At 73.0% G+C, this 2,296-nt stretch carries 1 protein-coding gene; it reads left to right on the forward strand.

Annotated features, from left to right (window positions below; translation table 11 throughout):
- A partial coding sequence (sppA, locus tag G4D87_RS36850; protein WP_163787453.1) for a signal peptide peptidase SppA occupies positions 1-2,296 on the forward strand: 2,296 nt, incomplete at both ends.

Below are 2,296 nucleotides of genomic sequence, written 5' to 3' on the forward strand. Positions count from 1 at the left end.
GCCCTGCCCTCCCGGGGGCTGACGCTGCCACCCACGGGCGCCGCGCTGGTGGATGAAGCCACCGCCCTGTCGCTCAACCCCGCGGGCCTGGGCTTCGTTGAAGGCAGCCAGCTCTTCTACCTGCACGAGCGAAACCTCGTGCATGACGGCCTGGGAGACGGCGTCTTCCTGGCCACGCGCCTGCTCGGCATGGGCCTGGGCGGCGCCATGGAGTGGATTCGCGGCCGGGCGGAGCCGGACTACCGCCGCACGTCGCTGGGCCTCTCCCTGGGCACGCGCACGCTGCAGCTGGGCGCCTCGTGGCACGCCTATGGTTCGTCCAACCGGGACATCGACGCGCTGGACACCTTCGACGTGGGCCTCACGGCGCGCCCCCTGCGGGCGCTGTCGCTGGGCGCGGTGGTGCGCGACGTCAACGCCCCCACCGAGGCCACGCTGGCGCTGAAGCGGCAGTACAACCTGGGCCTGGGCGTGCGCCCGCTGGATGAGCGCTACACGCTGGGCGTGGACTGGCTCTTTTCGGAGGGCGCCTTCCGCCAGGGCCAGGCGACGTACACCCTCAACGCGGAGGTGATTCCGGGCCTCCGCCTGGGCGCGGGCGTGTCCCACGGCTTCACCTCCGGGGTGCCCATCGCGCTCCAGGTGGCGGCCACGGTGGACACCTCGCACCTGGGCCTCACCTACGCGGCGGGCGGGACGAACGCGGGGCTGGACCATCTGGTGGCGGTGCGCCTGTCGTCGGAGACGTACCGCTCCATCGCGCCGCGCGGCGGCGTGGTGACGCTGCTGGACTTGAATGATGCCTTGAGCGGCGGCACCAGCCCCGTCCTCTCCTGGCTGGGCGTCAGCGAGGCGGACCCGTACCTGCGGCTGACGCGGTGGTTGGAGCTGGCCACCCAGGACGACCGGCTGGCCGGCGTGGTGGTGAAGCTGGAGCGCCTGCCCGGGGTGAGCTGGGGCAAGGCGGAGGAGCTGCGGCAGGCGCTGCTGCGGCTGCGCGCGGCCGGCAAGCGGGTGATGGCGGTGGTGCTGTCCACGGACGACCTGGGCTACTTCGTCGCGTCGGCGGCGGACCGCATCTACGCGCTGCAGGAGTCGATTCTCTACATCAACGGCCTGGCCGCGCACCTCCAGACGTACGGCGGGACGATGGAGAAGCTGGGCGTGCACTGGGACGTGGCGCGGGTGGGCCGCTTCAAGACGGCCCCCGAGCAGCTCACTCGCACCGAGCCCAGCGACGCGGCCCTGGAGTCCACGAACGCCTACCTGGACACGGAGGTGGCCGTCTACGAGAAGGCCGTGCAGGAGGGCCGCAAGGTGCCCGTGGAGCGGCTGCGCGCGCTGTGGGCCCAGGGCCTGCCCCACCCGAAGCGCGCGGTGGAGCTGGGGTTGATGGACGGCATCATCTCCTCGACGGAGCTGGACAAGAAGGTGGCGGAGCTGGTGCCGGGCGGACGCTTCAGCACCACGTACGCGCCGCGCGACGAGCGCGAGGGCCGCTGGGCCCGCCGGCGCCGCATCGCCGTGGTGCCGGTGCTGGGCGACATCATCGGCGGACGCAGCCGCGAGGACCCGCTGGGCTTCAGCCGCCTCGCGGGCGCGGAGACGGTGATGCGCGCGCTGGAGCAGGCGCAGTCGGACCCGAGCGTGGCGGCCATCGTCGTGCGCGTGGACTCGGGCGGCGGCGAGGTGCTGGCGTCACACCTGATGTACGAAGCCGTGCTGGAGGCGGCCAGGCACAAGCCCGTCATCGCCTCCATGGGGGACATGGCCGCGTCCGGCGGCTACTACGCCGCCATTGGCGCGCACGAGGTCTTCGCCCTGCCCACCACCCTGACGGGCAGCATCGGCGTCTTCTACATCAAGCCCGCCTTTGAAGGACTGCTGGGCGGACTGCTGGGCGTGCACCAGGAGAGCCTGACCCGCGCGCCGCTGGCGGACATCCTGGACGTGTGGCGCCCCTGGACGCCGGAGGAGCAGGAGGCGGCCCAGGCGTGGGCGGACGCGTCCTATGACAGCTTCATCACCCAGGTGGCGCTGCGGCGGAAGATGGACAAGGCGAAGGTGGACGAGGTCGCCCGCGGCCGGGTGTGGAGCGGCCAGGACGCGCTCGCCCGCGGCCTCGTGGACAAGCTGGGCGGGCTGCTGGAGGCGGTGGACTCCGCGCGGCTGCGGGCCGGCATCCCCCCGGACGAGGAGCTGGACCTGGTGGTGATGGGCGAGGCCCGGGGCTTCCTCTCCGCGCTGGGCGGTGAGCCCGGGGTGCGCGCGGCGCTGTCCCTGCTGCCCGCGCAAG

It is taken from the genome of Myxococcus vastator, assembly GCF_010894475.1.
Taxonomy (GTDB): Bacteria; Myxococcota; Myxococcia; order Myxococcales; family Myxococcaceae; genus Myxococcus; species Myxococcus vastator.